Raw genomic sequence first — 20,693 nt, forward strand, 5'->3', positions numbered from 1 at the left:
CCGGCCCCGGCGCGTGTCGTCGAGGTGGGGTAGCGGGACAAGGGCGGCGGGACGCCTCGGGGGGACGTCGGATGGATCAGCGCGGTTGAGCGGGCCGGACAGCTCCGGTGGCGTCGTGGAGCTACGGGTGCACGGAGTCTCCGGCGCGAGTCCCGCACAGGTGCTGGGCCTGCAGCAGACCGGGCAGGTCGCCGGTGACCGCAGTGGCGGGTTCTACCGGCCGCGCCTCCGGTCCTCGGACAGCGCGAGCGTGCCGGGGGTGACGCTGGAGGCGTACCGCTGGGGTGACCTGCCGTCGGGCACCGTGACCCGCACCCTGGCGGTGGTGTTCCTGCTCCCCTTCATGCTTGTCAACGTCGCGATCTGGATGCGCCCGGCGAACCCGGCTTCCGAGGCGGCGGTCAAGTCCCTGTGCCGGGTGCTGGGGCTCACGCTCACCGTGCTGTACGTGCTCGCCATCGCCGGCGTCGCCCTGGACCTCGTCGGTTGGAAGTGCCTGGCCTCGCCGAGCTGCCTCACCGGACGCAGCTGGTTGTCCTGGTTGGGTGGGCGGACGATCGGGCCGCGGCTGGCGGTGCTCGCGCTGGTCCCGGCCGCCGCGATCGGCCTGATCTGGCTGATCAGCTGTCGTCCGGGGCGAGCCTTCGAGGCGTTTCGCGCACCCGATCAGGGCGGCTCCGCCTGCCGGCTCGACACCGTCGGCCAGTGGGACGCCGAGCCGCTGGTGGGCCGGTTGCGGGCCATCCATGTCGCCGCCGCGTTCGCGACGCTGGACCTCGTCCTGCTCCTCGCCCAGGGTGCGAGAGACGCCTCGGCGGCCACCATCGCGCTGACGGCGATCACGGGGGTGATCCTGACGAGCTGCGTGGGGATGCTCTGCACCCCGCCACTGATGGACCGGTACCCCGCCGACCAGCGGCTCGACCGGGTCACCCGCACCCTCCGGACCGCTGCCATCATCCTGACCGTGGTCGTCGTGGCACACGTGTCGACCAGTTCGCAGCCGTGGCCGCAGGAGCGCGGGCTGCCCGGTTACGACCCGACAGTGGTCGGTGTGTTCGCGGCTCAGACGACACTGATGGCCGCCCTGGGCGTGGTGCTGCTCTGGTACCGGAGCCGGGAGCGCGACGCCACCCCGCTGTTCGGGTTGGGCGCTCTCGTTGTCGCGGCCACCGGGATCAGTACGGCGGTGGCGTACTCCGCAGAGCTGGTCTGCCGGGTGGCGGACTTCCTGGATCGCGGCGTGCCGACCGGGGAGGGCATCGCCACCGGCCCGCCCCGGGCCTTCACCTGGGCGATCTACGGCTTCTTCCGCGCGGTGGTGGTCACCGCGATCGTCGCCGTTCTGGTCATCCTGATCTCCCGCCGGAGTCGACGCCGGGCTGCGGCGGCGATCGTCGCGCGCGACTTCCCGAACGCGCCGGCCGAGGCCGAGCTCCGCCTGAGGCAGGTCCGAGACGCGATAGCTCGGGCCCGCTTCACCGAGAAACTGGTGCCGTTGGCAGTGGTCTACGGATGCCTCGCCGGACTCGCCACGGCCACCACCACGGTCGGCCTGCTCGGCCAGTTGCCGGGCGACGTGATCGAGCGAAACATCCGATTGCCGGCGGAGGCGATCACGTTCGCCATCGCGCTCAGCAGCTGGGTGATCGGGGCAATCATCCTCGGCCTGGTCATCGGCGCCATCTTCGCGTACCGGACCGAGCCGTACCGCCGCTACATCGGCGTCCTCTGGGACCTTGGCACCTTCTGGCCCCGGGCCGCCCACCCGTTCGCGCCACCCTGCTACTCCAGGCGGGCGGTGCCGGAACTGGCCCGCCGAATCACCTACCTGGTCGAGCGCGGCGACGCGGTGCTGCTGACCGGGCACAGCCACGGCTCGATTCTGCTCGCCGCCGCGGTGCTCCAACTGCGGCCGCAGATCGGCGACCGGGTCGCCCTGCTCACCCACGGATCACCGCTGCGCCGTTTCTGCGCGCGGCCCTTCCCCGCCTACCTCGACGACGCGGCACTACAGGAGATCGGCCAGCGGGTGGGGTGGCGCTGGGTGAACCTGTGGCGCGACACCGATCCCATCGGTGGCTGGATCTTCTCCCCGAATCCGTCACCCGCGCCGGATACCACCGGCGACCCGACAGCAGCTGTCGATCGCCGACAGCGCGATCCCCGCGATGTGGTGACGCCCCCCGGGGACAGCGTCGCCCCACCCATCCACGGGCACTGGCCGGACGAGTCCGACGAGCCGTTCACCGAGGCGGTTCGGGAGCTGGTGCGGCGCCTCGGCGGGCGGGCTGGCCCGACCACGACGCCGAGGTAGCGGGGCCGGCTCAGCGTCCCCGGCCAGCCGCCGCACGCCAGTCGGCCAGGGCGGTGCCGGGGGTGCGGGCGCCGTCGGCCGGAACGAGCGAGCGTTCGTTCAGCCTGGCGCCGAAGTACCGGGCGTCGGGGTCGGCCACCACCGTGCGGCGATCCTGCTGGTCGGCGAGGAGCGAGCGGCCCAACTCGTCGAGCTGGAACTGCTCCGGACCAGCGACCTCGACCACGGAGTTCGTCGGCGCGCCGAGCGCGACCTCGGTCACCGCGGCCGCCACGTCGTCAGCGGCCATCGGCTGGATGAGCACCGGCGCGAGGTGCACGGTGTCGCCGTCCGTGGCGGCGTCGATGATGCCCTGGAGGAACTCGAAGAACTGGGTGGCGTGCACCACCGAGTACGGGATTCCGGAGGCGACGATGAGCTTCTCCTGAGCGACCTTCGCGCGCATGTAACCGCTGTCCGGGATCCGGTCGCTCCCCACGATGGAGAGCGCCACGTAGTGATTCACCCCGGCGTCCGACGCGGCGGCGAGGAGCGTCCGGGTCGAGGTCTCGAAGAACTCCAGTACGGCGGCGTCCTCGAACGACGGCGAGTTCGACGTGTCGACGACGACCTCGGCGCCGGCGAGCGCATCGGCCACGCCCTCGCCGGTCAGGGTGTTCACGCCGGTCTTCGGCGATGCCGCCACCGCCTCGTGGCCCTGGGCGCCGAGGCGGTCCACGACCTTGGAACCGATGAGGCCACTGCCCCCGATGACGACGATCTTCATGGTCGGACCACATCCTGTCTGCACTGGGTTGAGTCGTGCTGCCCATCAGTAAGACGGAAAGCGTGCGCGGATGCAGGACAATCGCCGGAGAAAGCGTCTTACGGAGATCACGCCATCAGTGGAGGTCGACGTGGCCACGGTGTCCCACCCCGTGTTCGCCCGGGTGTACGAGCGACTCAGCGTCGCCATGGACCGCGCCGGCACGGCGGCGTTCCGGCGGGAGCTGGTCGCCGGCCTGTCCGGCCGGGTGATCGAGATCGGTGCGGGCAACGGGCGGATGTTCGCCCACTACCCGCCGTCTGTCACCCAGGTCCTCGCTGTCGAACCGGAACGGCGGCTGCGGGCCGCCGCCGAGCGCGCCGCCGCGGATGCGCCGATTCCGGTCACCGTCGTCGACGCTCTGGCCCAGGCGCTGCCCGCCGCGGACGGCGAGTTCGACGCGGCCGTGGTCGCGTTGGTGTTGTGCACGGTGCCCGATCAGGCGAGCGCGTTGGCGGAGATCAGCCGGGTGCTGTGCCCCGGAGGCCAGGTGCGGTTCTTCGAGCACGTGGCCGCCGAGGAGGCCACCGGCCTGCACCGCGCCCAACGTCTCGTCGACGCCACCGTGTGGCCGAGGCTGTTCGCGGGCTGCCACACCAACCGCGACACCGTCGCGGCGATCGCAGCGGCCGGCTTCGAGGTGACGCAGCTGCGCCGGTTCCGCTTCCCGGCCACCAGCAACAGCCCATCCTCGCCCTGCGTCCTCGGCCGTGCGATCAGGCCGGTCCCGGCCGTCCGGCGATAGGCCGAGATCTGCTCGGTCGCCCCGGGTGCGCACCCGCCCGCTTGTCGAAACCGGCGAACAAGAATGCGAATATCTGTCCTATTCAGATAGATGCGCGTCGGTCATTGCGCCAATTTGCCCCCATTTGAACACCCGCCGTGATGTGGTAGTCAACGCGCTTATCGGCGCCATACAGGCCATATCACGCAGGACGCCACTGGCTTGACGTCTCCTGCGAGTAGTACCCACGGAGGGTGTTCTGTGACAGCTAAACCCAAACACTGGCTACGGCGACAGGTGGTCCTGCCGGCGCTTGCGGCCGGCGCAGCCGCCACAGTGGCAGCCAGCCTGCTGCTCTTCAGCTCGACCGCAGCCAACGCGCAGGAAGCACCGGTCAACCTGGGCACGGCGGCCGACTTCTCCGTCCTGGCCGGAGCGGAACCCACCAACACCGGGCCCAGCTTCCTGGCTCAGAGCCTCGGTCGGTACCCCGGAAACACCGCGTCCGGATTCGAGACGGCAACCATCGGCGGCGAGGTGCACCTCGGTGACGCTGTCGCTCTACAGGCTCAGAGCGACCTGACCATCGCCTTCAACGATGCCGCCGGCCGGACGCCGTTCACCAACCTCCCGGCGGAGCTGGGCGGCAACACGCTCAACGAAGGGGTCTACCGGATCGGAGCCGCCCAACTCACCGGACCGTTGACGCTCAACGGCCAGGGCGACCCGTCCGCCGTGTTCATCTTCCAGGTCGACTCCTCGCTGACGACGGCGTCGAACAGCAGCGTCGTCCTGATCAACGGGGCTTCGGCCTGCAACGTGTTCTGGAAGATCGGCAGTTCGGCGACGATCGGCACGGGCACCACCTTCGTCGGCACAATCATGGCGCAGGCCGCGATCACGATGGCCACGGGCGCGACCCTGCAGGGCCGCGCGCTGGCACGCACCGCCGCCGTCACCCTGGATACCAACGTCATCACCGCACCGGTCTGCGCCGGGCCGACCGGCCCACCCGGACCCACCGGCCCGCCCGGACCCACCGGCCCGCCCGGGCCGACCGGCAGCCCCGGTGCCCCCGGCAGCCCCGGAGCGCCCGGCAGCCCCGGAGCGCCCGGCAGCCCCGGAGCGCCCGGCAGCCCCGGTGCGCCCGGCAGCCCTGGTGCCCCCGGCAGCCCTGGTGCCCCCGGCAGCCCTGGTGCCCCCGGCAGCCCCGGAGCACCCGGAGCGCCCGGTAGCCCTGGAGCACCCGGAGCGCCCGGTAGCCCTGGAGCACCCGGAGCGCCCGGCGTACCTGGTCCGTCCGGGCCCCCCGGAGCGCCTGGCAGCCCGGGCGCGCCTGGCGCACCCGGTCGACCCGGTGGCCCAGGCGGCCAAGCCCCGGTCCTGCCGGTGACCGGTGGCGGTGTGGTCCCGACCATGACCGGCGTGGGAAGTGTGATGGTCGTGCTGGGCGCATTCGCGTTCCTCCTCGCCCGGCGTCGACGCCAGGAGTCCTGACCGGTGGCCCGGCCGGCGCGAGTACGGCCGGGCCACGTGACATCGTCGGCCCGCTCCCCAATGGAGCGGGCCGGCGGCGTCCACCTGGTCGAATGAGTGCGGCACCCGGTGCGAGCTCGGTCAGAGCTCAGTTCGGCGGCTCTCCGCGCGACCTCACCGACCGGGCAGGCCGGCCAGCCAAGCGTCCAGCTCCGCCGGGGAGCGCAGTAACACCACTCGCGGCGCGGACGGGTCCGCCTGCCAGGCCCGCATCCGCCGGCGGGCCCGGCCGAACGCGGTGACGTGCCACAGCAGGATCGAGTCCCGGGACAGCACACTGCTCAGCGACTCGCGGTTGCCGTTGCAGATCACCTCGCCGGTGACCACCCGACGGGCGGTGCGGCGCAGCAACCGTCCGAACGAGCACCACCGTGGATAGTCCAGGCCGACGACCAGGTCGGCGCGGGCCAGCGGGACGTCCCGCCACCCGTGGTACGCCCCGTCGATGATCCAGCGGTCCCGTCGGCAGATCTCCTCGATCCGGCTGCGCTGCTGGGTGACCGGCACCTCGACCCAGCCCGGTTGCCAGAGCAGATCGTCCACCGGATACCAGGGCAGTCCGAGGTGGTCGGCCAGCCGCGCCGCGAGGGTGGACTTGCCGGAGCCGTACACCCCGTAGACCAGGACGCGACGCGGTGCGCTCATCGCGGCAGCGTACGTCGTGAAGGAAAATCAGTTGTCGGGCCGACCCGCCTGGGCCAGAGTGACGGCCATGACGTACTGACGGACACCACCCCCTGCTCCGCGCCACCGGTGACGCCTCCCGGGGCCGTGACGCCGTCCGTTCCCACGTTCGCAAGCGAGAAGTGAGCCTCCTTGTCCCAGCACCACCTCCCTCGGGAGCCCCTGCCCCCGTCCACCCCGGCCACCGTCACGGTGTTCGCCTCACCGACGAGCTGGATCGAGTCCGCGGCGCTCGCCCAGTGTCGACAGGTCGCCGCCCTGGACGGCATGCGGCACGTCGCCGCGATGCCGGACCTGCATCCCGGCAAGGGCGCGCCGATCGGCGCGGCCATGGCGTCGACAGTGCTGTACCCGTTCCTGGTGGGCTCCGACATCGGCTGCGGCATCGCCGTGTTTCCGATCAAGCTGAAACGGGCCGTACCGGAACGGCTCGCCGCCCGGTTCCCCGACCTCGACCAGGCGCTCGACCCGGTACGCGACGCCGACGACCCGGCCTGGGCCGCCGTCGACGGTGATGTTCCGGCCGGTCACCTGGACGGGCTCGGGACGGTCGGCCGGGGCAATCACTTCGTGGAGCTGGCCCGGGTCGACAGCATCCTCGACGGGCGGCACGCCGGCCGACTCGGGCTCGACGCGGGCGACCTCGTGCTCATCGTGCACAGCGGTTCCCGTGGCCTGGGCGAGCGGATCCTGCGGGCGCACACCGAGGTCCACGGTGCCGGGCCGGCTGTCGACCCCGCCGCCTACCTGCGCAGCCACGACGACGCCGTGCGCTGGGGTTCGCTCAACCGCCGGGTGCTGGCCGCCCGGGTGGCGCACGCGTTGGGGGCCGAGCCCACCGCGCCGATCGTCGACCAGTGCCACAACCTGGTTGAGGTTCGGGACGGAATCTACCTGCACCGCAAGGGCGCGGCGCCGGGTGACGGGCGCGACGTCCTGATCGCCGGCACCCGGGGCACGGCGTCCTACCTGGTGGCCGCGCACGCCGGGCCGGACGCCAACCATTCCGTGGCCCATGGCGCGGGCCGCAAGATGTCGCGCGCCGACGCACTGCGGCGGGGCCGGGCCAAGCACACCGTCGAGGAGCTGCGGCGTACCCCGGTCGGGTCGCTGGTGGTGTGCGGTGACCGGCAGCTGCTCTTCGAGGAGGCGCCCACCGCGTACAAGCGCATCGAGCAGGTGATCGCCGACCTGGTCGAGCACCGCCTGGCCACGCCGGTGCTCGCCACGACGCCAGTGGTCACCTACAAGACGCCCGATCCCGGGTCCGCCGCCCGAGCGGACCGGCGGGGTCACCGCGGCAGGCGGGGCCGGTCGTGAACGTGTTCCTGCTGCTGTCGGCGGGACGGGGGCCGCAGGAGTGCGCCTGGGCACTGGGTCAGCTGCTGCACCGCCTGCGGGGCGAGGGCACCCGCCGAGGTCTGACGATCCAGCAGGTGCGCGCGGTGCCCGGTGACCGCGCCGGCACCTACCGGTCGGTGCTGATCCGAATCTCCGGCGCCGACGCCGAGGCGTTCGCGGCGTCGTGGACCGGGACGCTGTGCTGGCAGGCCCCCAGCCCGTACCGGTCGGGCAGCGGCCGGAAGAACTGGTACGTCACCGCCCAGCCACCCGAACGCGACGCCCGACCCACGACGTTCCGCGAGGCGGACGTCGACGTCGTCGCCTGCCGCACCGGCGGGCCGGGTGGTCAGCACCGGAACAAGGCCAGCACCGCGGTACGCGCGACGCACCGCCCCTCGGGCATCGTCGTCGTGGTGGACGAGGAGCGGCAGTTCAGTCTCAACCGCCGGATCGCGGTGGAGCTGCTGCGCCAACGCGTCGAGCAGGGCGACGAGGCGGCCCGGCGGGCCGTCACCACCGCCCGCTGGCGCATCCACGACGGGCTGGTCCGCGGCGACCCGGTGCGGGTGGAACGTCCGACGCCCCGGCGGCCGGGAGGCTAGCGACTCAGACCTCCAGCACCGCGTCCGCGAAGGCCTGCGGCGCCTCCTGCGGCAGGTTGTGCCCGACGCCGCCGCCCACGGTCCGGTGCTCGTACGGCCCGGTGAACTGCTTGGCGTAGACGGTGGGCTCGACGTGGGGCGCACCGTTGGCGTCGCCTTCCATGGAGATGCTGGGCACGTTGATCTTCGGTTGCCCGGCGAGGCGCTGCTCGATCTCGTCGTACTGTGCCTCGCCGTCGGCGAGGGCCATCCGCCACCGGTAGTTGTGAATCACGATGTCGACGTGGTCGGGGTTGTCGAACGCCGCGGCGCTGCGGTCGTAGGTCGCGTCGTCGAAGGTCCACCGGGGGGACGCGGTGTGCCAGATCAGCTTGTTGAAGGCGCGCCGGTTCTTGTCGTAACCTTCCCGCCCGCGCTCGGTGGCGAAGTAGTACTGGTACCACCACGCCAACTCCGCCTTCGGCGGCAGCGGCGCCTTACCGGATTCCTGGCTGGCGATCAGGTAGCCGCTGACCGAGACCAGCCCTCGGCAGCGTTCGGGCCACAGCGCGGCCACGACATCGGCGGTCCGCGCGCCCCAGTCGAAGCCGGCCAGCTTCGCGGTGTCGATCTTCAGGGCGTCCATCAGGGCGATGAGGTCGAGCCCCATCGCCGCCGGTTCGCCGTTGCGCATGGTGTCGTCGGAGAGGAACCGGGTCGTGCCGTAACCCCGCAGGTACGGGACGACGACCCGGTGACCGGCAGCGGTGAGCAGCGGTACGACGTCGACGAAGCTGTGGATGTCGTAGGGCCACCCGTGCAGGAGGATCACCGGGTCCCCGTCGGGCGGCCCGGCGTCCACGTACCCCACGTTCAGGAGTCCGGCCTCGACCTGTCGCAGGTCGGTGAACCCGCCAGCGGCTCTTGCCATCGGCTCTCTCCCCACGTCCGGACCTGCTCGGTTGGGCTGATCACGGCCGAATCTAGCGACCCGCCCGGGACGTGATCACCGTTCACACAAGGACCGCTGCGCGGATGCCGAACTGGGTAGGATGCCCGCTCCCCGCCGTCGTTGCGGGTGGAGGTCGTGGGGTGGTAGCCGCGGAACCGTAGGGTGTTGGCATGGCTGAGCGACCTCTGACCCTGATGGCGGTGCACGCCCACCCCGACGACGAGGCGACGAGCACCGGCGGCGTCCTCGCCCGCTATGCCGCCGAGGGGGTCACTACCGTGCTGGTGACCTGCACCGACGGGCGATGTGGGGACGGCCCGGGTGGGGTCAAGCCGGGCGAGGAGGGGCACGACCCGGCCGCCGTGGTGGCGATGCGTCAGGCCGAGCTGGAGGCCAGCTGCGCGGCGCTGAACGTCACCCACCTGGAGACCCTCGGCTACGCCGACTCGGGGATGATGGGCTGGCCGACCAACGACCAGCCCGGCGCGTTCTGGACGACCCCGGTGGCGGAGGCGGCGACCCGGCTCGCGGAGCTGATCCGGCAGTACCAGCCGGACGTGATCGTCACGTACGACGAGAACGGTTTCTACGGCCACCCGGACCACATCCAGGCGCATCGGATCACCATGGCCGCCGTCGAGCAGACGGACGTCCCGGCGAAGGTCTACTGGACCACGGTGCCGCGTACGGCGTTCGCGGAGTTCGGTCGGATCATGAAGGAGCTCGGCGTCGACTGGGCCGAGCCGGACGCGTCGCAGCCGCAGCTCGGCCTCCCCGACGACGAGATCACCACCTGGGTCGACACGAGCAAGTTCGGCGCGCAGAAGTTCAACGCGCTGGCCACGCACGCCAGTCAGACCGAGAACATCTTCTTCCTGCAACTCGGTCAGGAGCGGTTCACCGAGCTGATGGGCGTGGAGACCTTCCTGCGGGTCCGGGACCGGACCGGCGCGCCGACCCCCGAGGACGACCTCTTCGCCGGCCTGCGCTGACCGGTCTTACCCAACGGCACCCTGGCATCGTCGACCACCGCGTCGACGATGCCACCGGCGTGCGCCGGGGCCGGAAGCTGATCCCGGAAGTTTCGACGCTTGGTGGCCCAGGGCTGCGCAGGTCATGTGATGAATTTCCGGAAGTTTTCACCGTTGACGCCCAGACATCGATCGGCTTAACGTTTCGAGCGGGTTTCCGGTTTCCGGCCGGAACTACCGGTGTCGCCCGCCCACCCGACCACGTTCCCGCCGGCCAGCACCGGACCCTCGCCTCCTTGATCGACACATTCCCATTGATCGCTTGGAAGGAAGGCACATGAAGCTAAGGCAGTGGTCGACCGTCGGCCTGGTCGCCGTCGCGACCGTCGCGACGCTGAACACGGTGCCGGCCACCGCGAGCCGGCCGTACGACCCCACGACGCAGAGCCTCGCCACCCTCGGCCTGCGCCACGGTCTGCACGTCGGCACCGCGGTGGACATGGACGCCCTCAACGACGCCAGCGACCCCCAGTACCGCAAGCTGGCCTCCACCGAGTTCGCCTCGGTCACCGCCGAGAACGTGATGAAGTGGGAGAGCCTGGAGCCCACCCGTGGCACCTACAACTGGGCTCCGGCCGACGAGTTCGTGGAGTTCGCCAAGCGCAACCGGCAGAGCGTGCGTGGTCACGTGCTGGTCTGGCACAACCAGTTGCCCGCCTGGCTGACCAGTGGCGTCGCCGACGGCTCCATCAGCAAGCAGGAGTTGCGCGAGCTGCTGCGCAAGCACATCACCACTGTCGTCAACCGCTACAAGGGCAAGATCTGGCAGTGGGACGTGGTCAACGAGGCGGTCAGCGACCCCTGGGACACCCCGTCGACACTGCACTACAAGGGTTTCTGGGCGCAGAACCTGGGGCCCGGCTACATCGCCGACGCGTTCCGCTGGGCACGGGCCGCCGACCCGAAGGCGCTGCTGTTCTACAACGACTACAACATCGAGGCGTTCGGCTCGGGCAACCCGGCCGACGACAAGACCCAGTTCGTGTACGACATGACCAGGAGCCTGCGCGCTCAGGGTGTCCCGATCGACGGCGTCGGCGCCCAGGGCCACCTGGGCACCCAGTACGGCAACTTCGACACCCTCCAGGTGACGGCGGCGCTGAAGAAGTTCAGCGGGCTCGGCGTCGCGACGGCGTTCACCGAGGTCGACGTCCGCAGTCAACTGACGGCGGGTGTCCAGGCCGGCAACTCGGAGGAGATCAACCCGCGGCTCCAGGCGTCGGCCGCCAACTTCAGCGTGCTGATGAAGGCGTGCCTCGCCGTGCGGAGCTGCCTGTCGTACACGGTCTGGGGTTTCAGTGACAACCACTCGTGGGTGCCCGGCTGGTTCAGCGACCCGCCGGAGGGCCTGGCCACCATCTACGACGAGAACTACCAGCCCAAGCGGGCCTACCACGAGTTGAAGTCCGACCTGATCTTCGCCGGGCCGCCGTACGTCCTGCCCCGCGTCGCCCCCAAACCGCGCCGCTGACACGCATCTCGCCGGACGGGCCGTGTGGAGCTTGCCGAAGCTCCACACGGCCCGTCCGCCACCACGGACGTCGGCGTTCGACTCACGTTCGGTGGCGTCGTTGCGCCATCTGGACGCCATCGGAGGGCTGGTGTCGGTTTCTGCCGGTTTATTGATGGTGTTGGTGTCACTATGGCAGGCGTGGGAACTGCGAAAACTGCCATGCCTGCGATCTCGCCGCTCACCGGCGATCCCATCAAGCGGGCCGATGCCGAGCGGCTAGCGGGGGTGCTGAAGGCCTTCGCCGATCCGGCGCGACTCCGGTTGCTCAGCCTGATCCAGTCCGCGCCGGAGGGTGAGGCGTCAGTGAGTGACCTCACGTCGGCGCTCAATCTCTCTCAACCGACGGTGAGTCATCACCTTCGGATCCTCACCGAGGCCGGCCTGCTCGAACGCGACAAGCGTGGGGTCTGGGCGTACTACCGCCTGGTGCCCGCCGCGATCGCGCAGATCGCCGACCTGTTGACGCCACCCCGGAAGCGGGCGACGAAGCGGGCCCGCTGACCGGGGCCGGGGAGCCGGCCCGTCACATCCGCGCCAACGTTCGGATGCCGAGCAGGTCCAGCCCCTGCCGCAGGGTCCGGGCGGTCAGCCCGGCCAGCAGCAGCCGGCTCTCCCGCAGTTCGTCCGACGCGCGCAGCACCGGGCAGCGCTCGTAGAACGCGCTGAACGCGGTAGCCAGCCGGTGCAGGTACCCGGCGAGCTGGTGGAGTTCGAGGCTCCGCTCCACCTCGCCGACCACCCCGGCGAAGCCGAGCAGCTCGACCGCGAGCGCCCGCTCCGCCGGCTGCGCGAAGACGATCGGCGCGTCCGGCCGCGCGAGGACGATCGGCGCATCCGGCTGCGCGGCGGTCCCGGCCCGCCGCAGCACCGACCGGATCCGGGCGTACGCGTACTGGAGGTAGGGCGCGGTGTTGCCGTCCAGCGCGAGCATCCGCTCCCAGTCCAGGACGTAATCCTTGGTCCGGTCGACGGACAGGTCCGCGTACTTGATCGCGCCGATGCCCACCGCGCGGCCGATCTCGGCGGCGGCTTCGGCGTCCAGGTCCGGGTTTCTGCTGCGGGCCAGGTCGGTGGCGCGGGCGACCGCCTCCTCCAGCAGGCCGACCAGCTTCACCGACTCACCGGCCCGGCTACGCAGCATCCGACCGTCGGCGCCGAGGATGGACCCGAAGCCCAGATGCTCGGCCCGGACCGGTGGGCGGAGCCAACCGGCCGCCTCGGCGACGGCGAACACCATCGCGAAGTGCTGCCGCTGCGGCAGGCCGACGACGTACAGCAGCCGGGTCGCGCCCAGCTCGCCGACGCGCTGCCGCAGCGCGGCCAGGTCGGTGGCCGGATAGCCGTACCCACCGTCACTCTTGCGCACGATCAGCGGCAACGGCGCGCCGTCCCGGCCGGTGAACCCGGGCGGGAAGACGCACTCGGCCCCACCGCTGGGCCGCAGCAGCCCCAGCCGGTCCAGGTCGTCGACGACACCAGCGAGCAGATGGTTGTAGGCGCTCTCGCCCCGGAAGTCGTCGCCGGACAACCCCACGTCGAGCAGGTCGTACACGGTCAGGAAGTACCGCTCGGACTGCGTCACCAGCAGCCGCCACAGCCGCCGGGTCCGCTCGTCGCCGCCCTGCAACGCGACCACCCGCAGCCGGGACCGTTCCCGGAACGCCTCGTCTTCGTCGAACTTCACGCGGGCCGCCCGATAGAAGGTGTCCAGGTCGCCCATCGACAGGTGCTGCGCGGCCTCGGCCTCACCGAGGTCGATCAGGTGCTCGATCAGCATGCCGAACGGTGTCCCCCAGTCACCCAGGTGGTTGACCCGCACCACCCGGTGCCCGAGCCAGGTCAGCAGCCGCACCGCCGCGTCACCGATGACGGTCGAGCGGAGGTGCCCGACGTGCATCTCCTTCGCCACGTTGGGCGCCGAGTAGTCGACCACCACGGTCTGCGGCGTCGCCGTCGGCGGCACGCCGAGCCGGGCGTCGCCCGCCAGCCCGGCGACCAGGTCGGCCAGCGCCCGGTCGGCGAGTGTCAGGTTGATGAAACCCGGCCCGGAGACCTCGGCCGACACGCCGATGTCGTCGAGCACCGCGTGGGCCAGCACCGCGCCGGCGATGTCCCGCGGCGGGCGACCGAGCCGCCGGGCCAGCGCCAGCGCCGCGTCGGACTGGAAGTCCGCGCGCCCGGACCGCCGCACCAGCGGGTCGACCGGGCCGCCGGCCACCGCCGCGAACGCCGGTGCCAGCCGGTCGGACAACAACTTTTCAAGATCCATGGGTACGCCGATCTCGCTCGGACCCGCGCTGTCACGCGAGCCGTTGACGGGGAGATGCGGGCGGACCGAGGACGACCAGCGAACGACCGGCGGCTCGATCCGCCGGTCGCAGGAACAGGTCAGCGCGGGCGGGCGACGGGTCGCCGGCGTCGCTCCGCACCGACCTGGACGTCACCCGACAGTCCGGTGGTGCGGTGAGCGATTACGCTGGTCATGCGGGGCAGCCTAGTGGCCCGGTCGATGTGACGACACCTCAATTCCGGTGGCCCGGTCGATCCCCGCGCCGCCTGGTGATCGTTTCGGTCGGCGCGGTGCTGGGCACCTTCCCGGCACAGACAAGGGGTGATGATGAGCCGATCCGTACCACTGCCACCGGCGCGTACCCGACGCTCGCTCGCGCTGCTCCCACTGCTCGGCACCATCGCGCTGGCCGCCGCCTGCACCACCACCGGGGAACCGCCCGACTCGGCCCCGGCGACCACCGCGCCGACCACCACGTCGGCGTCGGCGCCCCCGACGGGCGCACCGTCTCCGAGCGCGAGCAGCCCCCGGGTGACCATCCCGACCTCGGCCTTCGTCGAGTTGCCCGCCGAGCTGCGGAAGTCTCCACGACGGACGACACCCGTCGAGGAGGCCCTGCCGACGCTGTGCGGCAACGAGTTCGGCACCGGCGGCCGGCAGGTCACCGCGAGCGCCGCGATGACCGTCACCTACCAGACGGCCGGCGAGCCCGCCAGCAACGTGCCGCAGGGGATGATCCACCAGACCATCTTCACCTTCGACGGCGCCGGAGCCTCGGCCTACCTGGACCGGCTTCGCACCGCCGTGCAGGCGTGTCCCTCCTACGAGCAGGCCGGAAACCGGGTCACCGTCAAGAGCGAGGTGCTGACCGGGGTCGGTGGCGAGGGGCTGCTGCTGACCCGGACCTGGCCGGAGACGAGCCTGAACGGCGAACGCACCGGCGGCACCGCGTCCAGCCAGATCGCCGTGGCCCGCGTCGACAGCGCGGTGACGGTCTTCAACGACCAGGGGTGGGAGGGCACCAGCGGCAACCCGGCCATCCTGGACCGGGTCGTGCGCGACGGCGTACGCGCCATCGACGCCTGGCAGCGGTAGCTCACCCGGCTGCCGCCGAGACGGGGCTTCCACCGATCGGTCCGTTCCTCGGTCGGATCATGGACAACAGGACGCAAGCTGTGCTCACGCCGGGAGACCTTGGGCTCTCGGTCCACAGTGGGGTTACCGGATACGGCAGCCTGCCGGGCCATCAGCAGTGGTCGGTGGAGGAGGTCGTCATGTCCGATGCTCAGGAGACGAAGGCACCGTGGCTGCCGCCGCGGTGGTTCATCCGGCTGGCCTGGTCGGTGCACCGGGGTCTGTACCGGGTCACCGGCAGCCGGGTCGGGCTGTGGCGGCCGCGCGAGCACCGCTGGGGCACGCTGCGACTGACCACCACCGGTCGCCGCACCGGCCAGCAACGTAGCGTCATCCTCGCGTACTTCGAGGACGGCCCCAACCTGGTCGGGGTGGCGATGAACGGGTGGGGCGAGGGCGCCCCCGCCTGGTGGCTCAACCTGCAGGCCCACCCGGACGCGTCAGTGGACCTGGCTGACGGGCGGCGGCTGGTCCGCGGCCGGGCCGCCACCGCCGACGAGCGGACGCGACTGTGGCCACGCTGGCGCGGGGCCGACAAGAACTTCGAGGCCCATGCGGCGCGGCGATCGTCGGAAACCACTGTGGTGGTGCTGGAGCCCAGACCGGGTGGCGACTCCTCAATGCAGTGACGCGGTTGTTGACCTCAACACCCCGGGTCCACCGGGCTACCAGCGCTGCCACCCGGTCAACGGCCGAACGCGAGGTAGAGACCCAGGCCGAAGTTCACCACCAGGATGATCGCGCCGGCGACGGCAGACCAGCGCTGCCACGCCGTCCACCGGACCGTCCTCTGGGATTCGACGATGCCCGCCTCCTCCACCCGCACGGCTGCGATCCTCTCCCGCTCGCTGGTGTCCCGGCGGTCTGCGGTCATGTTGGCGCTGAACAGGGCGACGTTGGCGCGGAGCTCCTCGGTGAGAAATTGGAGAGCCTGCGTCATCGAGTCGATCGAACCATTGATCTTTCGCAGGTGCTCATCGTGCCCCTGTAGACGTTGCTCGATCCGACCCGCGTCGAGACCGCGGGCGTAGGCAGCCGCCTTTTCCTCGGTGTTCTCCGGACTTGTCATGGTGCCCTCGGCGTCGACGACGGCGCCGCGATCCCCCGCTGGGGCGGAATCTCCACGGCCGCCAGATGGCAGGGCCGGTGTCGAGGCGGGGTGCTTGTGAGAAGCATGGATGTCACCTCCTGAACCCGCACCACCTGGTCCGATGCATCAGTCGTACCACTCGCAGACCGTGAACGCCACTGCTCGGATCCGACAAAACCCCAGGTCAAGGGCCATTCCCGCTCAGCTCGCGCCGGGGTCGTGGGGCCGGTCAAGCCCGGGGAGACAACCGCGGCGGTACGCCGTTGCGAGCGCGTACATCCCGGGTGGTAGGCCCGTTGGCAACTCCGGCATGACGACTCGCGGGCGGTCCCGTTCCTACGCTGCCGCATGTAGTCGTCAGCCGACCGAGGGGAACCACGATGTCCGTCCGCCACCTGCTCGCCACCGCCGTAGCCGTCCCAATCGGGGGGATCACGCTCAGCGCGCCGGCAGCCGCGCACGCCTCGGCCCAGTCGACCGCAGCCGCTGCGCTCTCCATGAGCTCCGGGCGTCTCGGTGCCAGCGCCGCCGTCCTGCTGGGCCTGGCCGGCGCCGTCGTCGGGGGGCTGGCTCTGGCCCGCCCCGCCAGTCGCATCGGCACCGGCTCGGGCAGCCTCGGAGCCGTCCTGGCCCTGGCGGCGGGCCTGATTGGCTTGGCGCTCGGCGCGCTGGTGGTGGTCACCTCCGACGGCGGTGTCGGCACCGGCAACGGGCTGGGTGGGGCCTACGTGGCAGTGGTGGTCGGGGTGATCAGCGCGGCCCTCGGCGGGCTGGCGCTGGCCCGCGCCCGCCGCACCGACCGGCTGACCGCCTGACCGATCAGGACGCCGGCCGGTGGCTCTGCCGGCCAGCCCGGAGGCGGTGGTCGCTAGCGGGTGAGCCAACCGGGCACGGTCAGGCCGGACTCGTAGGCGAGGATCACCAACTGGGCCCGGTCCCGGGCAGCCGCCTTGGTCATGATCCGGCTGACATGTGTCTTGGCGGTGGCCGGGCTCAGCACCAGTCGCGCGGCGATCTCGTCGTTGGACAGGCCGGCCGCTACCAGCGCCAGCACCTCCCGCTCCCGTTCGGTGAGCACGCTCAGTCGCGGCCCCGGGTCGGGATGCCCGGCCCGGGCCGCGAACTCGGCGATCAACCGACGGGTGATCGACGGCGCGATCAGCGCGTCGCCCCGGGCCACCACCCGCACGCCGTGGATCAACTCGGCCGGTTCGGTGTCCTTTACCAGAAAGCCGCTGGCGCCGGCGCGCAGCGCCCCGTAGACGTATTCGTCCAGGTCGAACGTGGTCAGGATGATGACCCGGGCGTCGGAGTTCCCGACGATCTCCCCGGTCGCGGCCAGGCCGTCCAGCCCGGGCATCCGGATGTCCATGAGCACGACATCCGGCCGCAGTTGCCGGGCGAGCCGCACCGCCTGCGCGCCGTCGGCAGCCTCGCCGACCACCTCGATGCCGTCCTCGCCGTCCAGGATGGACCGGAAACCGGCGCGGACCAGGGTCTGGTCGTCGACGAGCAGCAGCCGGATCATTCCCGCTCCCCCGCCGGGCCGGACCGCACCGGCAGCCGGGCACAGACCCGGAAGCCGCCGTCCGGCTGCGAGCCCGCGCTCAACGAACCGCCCAGTGCCCGCGCCCGCTCACGCATCCCGACGATCCCGCTGCCCGGCGTACCCGGTTGGCTGGTGCCGTCGTCCTCGACCTCCACGAGCACGTCGTCGTGGTCGGGTCGGACCCGGACCACGGCCGTGGTGGCACCCGCGTGCCGTGCCACGTTGGTGAGCGCCTCCTGGACGATCCGATACACCGCCAGGTCGACCTCCGGTGGCAGCGACCGGGTCTCCGCCAACTCGGTGCGGATCTCCAACTCCGGCCGACCGGCCGTCCTGACGAGATCGTCGAGGCGGGACAGACCGGGTGCGGGCACTGCCGCCCCCGCACCCTCTTCCCGCAGTACGCCGAGCGTCGCGCGCAACTCGTGCAGGGTCTCCTTGCTGGCCTGTTTGATCGCGGTGAGGGCCTGCTCGGACCGGGCCGGGTCGGGCCGGTGCAGCGCGGCGCTGGCCTGCACGTTGATCAGTGACAGGTGGTGGCCGAGCACGTCGTGCAGTTCCCGGGCGATGCGCAGCCGCTCCTCGGTGGCCCGTCGGCGGGCCTCCTCCTCCACCCGCTGCTCGGCGACGACGGCTCGGGCCTGCGCCTCGGCGAGATAGGCGCGACGGTTGCGGGTCACCCCGACGATGACCGCGACGAGCCAGCCCGCGTGCAGCAGTGTCGCCCCGTTCATGCTGGTCGGGGACCGGTTGTAGCTGTCCGCCACGGCGAAGGCGATCACCGAGGCGAGACCCAGCCCGATGGCGACCGCGAGATACCCCTCGTCGACGACGGTGTAGAGCGCCACGACGAACACCAACATGATCGGGCCGGGCCGGTGCAGCAGCGCCCCGTACGCGCCGACGGCGGCCAGCGCCACGACGCCCACCGGCACCGGGTGACGCCGGCGGACGTACAGCGCGCCGGACGAGAGCAGCACCACCGGCAGGGCCGCCCATTCGGCGGTGGTGTCGAGGCCGCGCGACTGCACCACCAGGCCCACGAGGGCGATCAGGCCGACGACGAGCACCAGGGCCGCGTTCGCCGAACGGCCGCGCCACCCTGACATGAGCGGAAGCCTAGCCGCTCGGCGGGGAACGGGAGAAGGTCTGACCCGGGGCCGGCGGTGGCGGTCCTCAGTGGGAGCTCGGTGCGGGCCGGTGGCCGTCCCTCAGCTTCGCGTCGTAGCCGGCGGCCTGGAGGGCGAACAGTTCGGCGTACCGGCCGCCGGTGGCGACGAGGTCGGCGTGTGAGCCGGCCTCGACCAGTCGGCCGTGGTGCAGGACGAAGATCCGGTCGGCGTGCCGGACGTTGGCGAGCCGGTGCGTGATGAGGATCGTGGTGGCGCGACCTCTGCGGTCCCGAATGGCCTGGAACAGGGCATCCTCGGCGCGGGGGTCGAGCGCGGAGGACGGCTCATCCATGATCAGCAGTTCGGCGTCGCGCAGGAAGCCGCGGGCGGCGGTGATCCGCTGCCACTGCCCACCGGAGAGGTCCTGGCCTCGCGCGAAGGTTCGGTCGAGCAGCGTCTCGTACCCGTGTGGAAGTTCGTTGATCATGTCGTGGGCGACCGCGCGGCCGGCGGCGGCCTCGATGCGATCCTGCCGGGCCTCGCTGTCGACGTCGCCGATGGCGATGTTCGTGGCCGCGGTGAACGGCCACTTGTGGTATTCCTGCGTCACGACCGCGATCCGGGCCCGCAGCCCGTCGACGTCGAGCTCCGACAACAGGCGGCCGTTCCACTCGATACCGCCAGCGGTGGGCACGCGCAGGCCGGCGATCATCGCGGCGAGGGTGGTCTTGCCCGAGCCGTTCTCCCCGACGAACGCGACCGTCTGCCCGGCGGTGATCGTCAACGTGACGCCGTCGACGGCCGGGGTGTCCCGGTCGGGATAGCGCAGGCTCACCCCGTTGACCGTCAACTCCCGCAGCCGGTCCGGCGCGGCCCCGGCTTCGTCGTCGGCGTTGCCCGGCAGGTAGGCGTCGGCGCGGGTCATGAAGCCGGTGTAGTCGCCGAAGTGCTGCCCCTCGGTGTAGACGTGGTCGACCTGGAAGGTCGCGATGGCCAGGGACCGTTGCGCGGACTGCACCGCGATGACGCAGGTCGCCGCCGCGGCGAGCGGGATCTGCCCGTCCAGGAGCAGCAACCCGAGCAGGGCGTAGACGGTGCCGGTGGCGAGGCCACCGATGATCGCTCCGACAGTGGTGGTCGTGGTGACGCGCCGGGCCAGGGCGAGCTGGATGTCGGTCTCCACCCGCATCACCCGGTCGTACTGGTCGAGCAGGAACCGGCGCAGACCGTACGAGCGCAACTCCGGTGCCGAGGCACGTTCGGCCATCAACTTGTGCAGCAGCCACAGTCGACGTCGGCGCACCGATCCGGCGGTGTACGTCTGGTAGCGCAGATGCCCGGCCCGCAACGACGCCCACGCCGTGGGCACCGTGGCGACCAGCAGCGCCAGCAGCAGCAGCGGATGGATGATGATGACGGCAGCCGCCACGGCGAGCAGGCCGGCCAGCCCGGCGAGCAGGTTCATCGACGCCTGCACCAGCCCGATCGTCGACTCGGTGCCCCGCGAGGCGCGTTCCATGTCGTCGGCGAACGCGTCCGCGTCGAACGCCTCCAACCGGACCGCTGTGGACACCTCGAACAGGCCCCGCTCCACCTCCCGGCTCACCCGGGGCGTCAGCCCGTTCTGCGCGTACCCGGTGGCGATGCCCATCCCGGCGCGGAGCGCGACCGTCACGGCCAGCACGACCAGCGCGGGCAGTGCCGCCCGCACCTTGTCCGGTGTCGGCCCGCCGGCGAACAACTCCACCAGCACCCGCTGCGTGGCCAGCAGTCCGAAGGCCGCCATCACCCCCGCGCCGACGGTGGCCACAGCCACCACACCGGTACGGAGCCGGTCCGCGCGCCAACTGATGCCGAGTGCGGTCCACACCAACCTGGGCAACTCCGCGAAGACGGCGAAGACGCCGGCCTCGGCGCGCGCCCGCACCCCCGTCTCCCACCACATCTCCCGCAGTTCCGGCAGCACCGATTCGGTACGTCCCGGGCGGGACTGCTCTGGCCCGACCCGGTGGGCCTCTGCGGTGGCGGTCT

19 protein-coding genes are annotated in these 20,693 nt (G+C 71.5%); 11 read left to right on the forward strand and 8 right to left on the reverse strand.

Translation table 11 applies throughout. The features are described 5' to 3' along the window. Nucleotides 1–85: 85 nt before the first annotated feature. Complete coding sequence (locus AB0C03_RS00330) at nt 86–2,317, forward strand: hypothetical protein (RefSeq protein WP_357632996.1); 2,232 nt, start codon at nt 86–88, stop codon at nt 2,315–2,317. A 10-nt stretch (nt 2,318–2,327) separates the two neighbouring features. On the opposite strand, the gene AB0C03_RS00335 is transcribed toward AB0C03_RS00330, so the two are convergent. Beyond that, the gene (locus AB0C03_RS00335; protein WP_030333953.1) at nt 2,328–3,083 is read right to left on the reverse strand and encodes an SDR family oxidoreductase; all 756 of its coding nucleotides are present in this window, start codon (nt 3,081–3,083) and stop codon (nt 2,328–2,330) included. A 130-nt stretch (nt 3,084–3,213) separates the two neighbouring features. On the opposite strand from AB0C03_RS00335, the gene AB0C03_RS00340 reads away from it, so the two are divergent. Next, nucleotides 3,214–3,867: a class I SAM-dependent methyltransferase gene (locus AB0C03_RS00340; protein WP_030333951.1), complete on the forward strand. Its 654-nt coding sequence runs from the start codon at nt 3,214–3,216 to the stop codon at nt 3,865–3,867. A gap of 240 nt (nt 3,868–4,107) precedes the next feature. Further along, a complete protein-coding gene (locus AB0C03_RS00345) occupies nt 4,108–5,343 on the forward strand; it encodes an ice-binding family protein (RefSeq protein WP_357633001.1) in 1,236 nt (411 codons plus the stop codon). A gap of 153 nt (nt 5,344–5,496) precedes the next feature. Here AB0C03_RS00345 and AB0C03_RS00350 read toward each other — a convergent pair whose 3' ends face one another. Beyond that, nucleotides 5,497–6,027, reverse strand: a complete 531-nt coding sequence (locus AB0C03_RS00350; RefSeq protein ID WP_210866710.1) for a P-loop NTPase family protein — start codon at nt 6,025–6,027, stop codon at nt 5,497–5,499. 171 nt (nt 6,028–6,198) lie between these two features. Here AB0C03_RS00350 and AB0C03_RS00355 point away from each other — a divergent pair, with 171 nt between their 5' ends. Both AB0C03_RS00355 and prfH read left to right on the forward strand, forming a co-directional pair. Then, entirely contained in the window at nt 6,199–7,386 is a 1,188-nt protein-coding gene (locus tag AB0C03_RS00355; protein WP_357633004.1) for an RNA ligase RtcB family protein, read from the forward strand. Next, entirely contained in the window at nt 7,383–8,012 is a 630-nt protein-coding gene (gene prfH, locus AB0C03_RS00360; protein WP_357633007.1) for a peptide chain release factor H, read from the forward strand. Before AB0C03_RS00355 ends, prfH begins: the two co-directional genes overlap by 4 nt. 4 nt (nt 8,013–8,016) lie before the next feature. On the opposite strand, the gene AB0C03_RS00365 is transcribed toward prfH, so the two are convergent. Next, a complete protein-coding gene (locus AB0C03_RS00365; protein WP_357633010.1) occupies nt 8,017–8,922 on the reverse strand; it encodes an alpha/beta fold hydrolase in 906 nt (301 codons plus the stop codon). A 191-nt stretch (nt 8,923–9,113) separates the two neighbouring features. Between AB0C03_RS00365 and AB0C03_RS00370 the strand changes: the two genes are divergently transcribed. The 3 genes from AB0C03_RS00370 (at nt 9,114) to AB0C03_RS00380 (ending at nt 11,988) form a co-directional block, all read left to right on the forward strand. Beyond that, nucleotides 9,114–9,935, forward strand: coding sequence for a PIG-L family deacetylase (locus AB0C03_RS00370; RefSeq protein ID WP_210859398.1), 822 nt, complete (start codon nt 9,114–9,116; stop codon nt 9,933–9,935). A 316-nt stretch (nt 9,936–10,251) separates the two neighbouring features. Beyond that, nucleotides 10,252–11,445: an endo-1,4-beta-xylanase gene (locus tag AB0C03_RS00375; protein WP_210866714.1), complete on the forward strand. Its 1,194-nt coding sequence runs from the start codon at nt 10,252–10,254 to the stop codon at nt 11,443–11,445. Nucleotides 11,446–11,646: 201 nt separating this feature from the next. Next, a complete protein-coding gene (locus tag AB0C03_RS00380) occupies nt 11,647–11,988 on the forward strand; it encodes an ArsR/SmtB family transcription factor (RefSeq protein WP_030333934.1) in 342 nt (113 codons plus the stop codon). 22 nt (nt 11,989–12,010) lie between these two features. Here AB0C03_RS00380 and argS read toward each other — a convergent pair whose 3' ends face one another. After that, nucleotides 12,011–13,756 carry an arginine--tRNA ligase gene (gene argS / locus AB0C03_RS00385; protein WP_030333932.1) on the reverse strand — a complete coding sequence of 582 codons (1,746 nt, stop codon included), beginning with the start codon at nt 13,754–13,756 and terminating at the stop codon, nt 12,011–12,013. A gap of 348 nt (nt 13,757–14,104) precedes the next feature. Here argS and AB0C03_RS00390 point away from each other — a divergent pair, with 348 nt between their 5' ends. Both AB0C03_RS00390 and AB0C03_RS00395 read left to right on the forward strand, forming a co-directional pair. Then, the gene (locus AB0C03_RS00390; RefSeq protein WP_210861859.1) at nt 14,105–14,872 is read left to right on the forward strand and encodes a hypothetical protein; all 768 of its coding nucleotides are present in this window, start codon (nt 14,105–14,107) and stop codon (nt 14,870–14,872) included. Between the two features lie 179 nt (nt 14,873–15,051). Continuing rightward, the gene (locus AB0C03_RS00395) at nt 15,052–15,540 is read left to right on the forward strand and encodes a nitroreductase/quinone reductase family protein (RefSeq protein WP_030333929.1); all 489 of its coding nucleotides are present in this window, start codon (nt 15,052–15,054) and stop codon (nt 15,538–15,540) included. Nucleotides 15,541–15,596: 56 nt separating this feature from the next. On the opposite strand, the gene AB0C03_RS00400 is transcribed toward AB0C03_RS00395, so the two are convergent. Then, nucleotides 15,597–15,980 carry a hypothetical protein gene (locus AB0C03_RS00400; RefSeq protein WP_030333927.1) on the reverse strand — a complete coding sequence of 128 codons (384 nt, stop codon included), beginning with the start codon at nt 15,978–15,980 and terminating at the stop codon, nt 15,597–15,599. A gap of 401 nt (nt 15,981–16,381) precedes the next feature. Between AB0C03_RS00400 and AB0C03_RS00405 the strand changes: the two genes are divergently transcribed. After that, a complete protein-coding gene (locus AB0C03_RS00405; RefSeq protein WP_210865627.1) occupies nt 16,382–16,816 on the forward strand; it encodes a DUF6223 family protein in 435 nt (144 codons plus the stop codon). 53 nt (nt 16,817–16,869) lie between these two features. Here the strand turns inward: AB0C03_RS00405 and AB0C03_RS00410 are convergent, their stop codons facing one another. The 3 genes from AB0C03_RS00410 to AB0C03_RS00420 form a co-directional block, all read right to left on the reverse strand. Next, nucleotides 16,870–17,529, reverse strand: coding sequence for a response regulator (locus AB0C03_RS00410; RefSeq protein WP_030333925.1), 660 nt, complete (start codon nt 17,527–17,529; stop codon nt 16,870–16,872). Beyond that, nucleotides 17,526–18,659: a sensor histidine kinase gene (locus AB0C03_RS00415; protein WP_357633017.1), complete on the reverse strand. Its 1,134-nt coding sequence runs from the start codon at nt 18,657–18,659 to the stop codon at nt 17,526–17,528. Before AB0C03_RS00415 ends, AB0C03_RS00410 begins: the two co-directional genes overlap by 4 nt. 67 nt (nt 18,660–18,726) lie before the next feature. Beyond that, nucleotides 18,727–20,607: an ABC transporter ATP-binding protein gene (locus AB0C03_RS00420; protein WP_357634438.1), complete on the reverse strand. Its 1,881-nt coding sequence runs from the start codon at nt 20,605–20,607 to the stop codon at nt 18,727–18,729. Nucleotides 20,608–20,693: the final 86 nt, after the last annotated feature.

Origin of the sequence: Micromonospora parva (assembly GCF_040649675.1) — a bacterium.
In the GTDB taxonomy this organism is placed as follows: domain Bacteria; phylum Actinomycetota; class Actinomycetes; order Mycobacteriales; family Micromonosporaceae; genus Micromonospora; species Micromonospora parva.

What these genes read in the sequence shown, in the direction of transcription:
- AB0C03_RS00420 (WP_357634438.1), bottom strand. Translation starts at nt 20,607, where the DNA reads ATGTGGTGGGAGACGGGGGTGCGGGCGCGCGCCGAGGCCGGCGTCTTC.
- AB0C03_RS00350 (WP_210866710.1), bottom strand. Translation starts at nt 6,027, where the DNA reads ATGAGCGCACCGCGTCGCGTCCTGGTCTACGGGGTGTACGGCTCCGGC.
- AB0C03_RS00365 (WP_357633010.1), bottom strand. Translation starts at nt 8,922, where the DNA reads ATGGCAAGAGCCGCTGGCGGGTTCACCGACCTGCGACAGGTCGAGGCC.
- AB0C03_RS00390 (WP_210861859.1), top strand. Translation starts at nt 14,105, where the DNA reads ATGAGCCGATCCGTACCACTGCCACCGGCGCGTACCCGACGCTCGCTC.
- AB0C03_RS00400 (WP_030333927.1), bottom strand. Translation starts at nt 15,980, where the DNA reads ATGACAAGTCCGGAGAACACCGAGGAAAAGGCGGCTGCCTACGCCCGC.
- AB0C03_RS00380 (WP_030333934.1), top strand. Translation starts at nt 11,647, where the DNA reads ATGCCTGCGATCTCGCCGCTCACCGGCGATCCCATCAAGCGGGCCGAT.
- AB0C03_RS00375 (WP_210866714.1), top strand. Translation starts at nt 10,252, where the DNA reads ATGAAGCTAAGGCAGTGGTCGACCGTCGGCCTGGTCGCCGTCGCGACC.
- argS (WP_030333932.1), bottom strand. Translation starts at nt 13,756, where the DNA reads ATGGATCTTGAAAAGTTGTTGTCCGACCGGCTGGCACCGGCGTTCGCG.
- AB0C03_RS00410 (WP_030333925.1), bottom strand. Translation starts at nt 17,529, where the DNA reads ATGATCCGGCTGCTGCTCGTCGACGACCAGACCCTGGTCCGCGCCGGT.
- AB0C03_RS00415 (WP_357633017.1), bottom strand. Translation starts at nt 18,659, where the DNA reads ATGTCAGGGTGGCGCGGCCGTTCGGCGAACGCGGCCCTGGTGCTCGTC.
- AB0C03_RS00395 (WP_030333929.1), top strand. Translation starts at nt 15,052, where the DNA reads ATGTCCGATGCTCAGGAGACGAAGGCACCGTGGCTGCCGCCGCGGTGG.
- AB0C03_RS00370 (WP_210859398.1), top strand. Translation starts at nt 9,114, where the DNA reads ATGGCTGAGCGACCTCTGACCCTGATGGCGGTGCACGCCCACCCCGAC.
- AB0C03_RS00405 (WP_210865627.1), top strand. Translation starts at nt 16,382, where the DNA reads ATGTCCGTCCGCCACCTGCTCGCCACCGCCGTAGCCGTCCCAATCGGG.
- AB0C03_RS00335 (WP_030333953.1), bottom strand. Translation starts at nt 3,083, where the DNA reads ATGAAGATCGTCGTCATCGGGGGCAGTGGCCTCATCGGTTCCAAGGTC.